General features: G+C 46.9%; 1 protein-coding gene. It reads left to right on the plus strand.

Annotation, left to right across the window (positions count from 1 at the left end):
* Positions 1–516, plus strand: a 516-nt coding sequence (locus tag AB4Z23_RS28210; protein ID WP_441361273.1) for a hypothetical protein, incomplete at both ends; no start/stop codon positions are given.

Genomic DNA, 516 nt, shown 5'->3' on the forward strand with positions numbered 1-516 from the left:
CCTGTGTGGTCCTCTCGTCACTTTTTCAAGAGAATGATGACGCACTGCGTCACCGCGAGTACGGTGCGATAATTGCGATTTATTACAGTTGGGCTGTTGCCCGGCTTTCTCGCGAACGAGCGGTGGCATTCTTGATCGGCCGCTTGGAGGCAAGTGACCCTTCATCAGACCGCTTACTTGATATTCTTTTTACAGATTTTTTCGATGAAAATCTTTTCATGAGCCTTCGCAAATTGCCGAGAACGGCGCTTCCCCTTCAATTGGGTGTTTCGGCATTTAGGGCGGTCTACGAGCGTTTGTCGTCAGCTGATAAAATCGATGCGCTTGTAGAAATAAATTCGGCGTATAACCGTGACGGACTGCTGAACACTGAGTTTAACAGGCCGATCCCGAATTATATTCGGGACTCAACGCCTTATTCTACAGCAAGAATTGCGTTGATTGGTAACTGCCAGTCCTCAGCTTTGAACTCGATTCTATATCGCGTTAAAAATGTAAAAGTAGTTGCTCTCGTAG

It is taken from the genome of Agrobacterium sp. MCAB5 (assembly GCF_052114365.1).
GTDB lineage: Bacteria > Pseudomonadota > Alphaproteobacteria > Rhizobiales > Rhizobiaceae > Agrobacterium > Agrobacterium tumefaciens.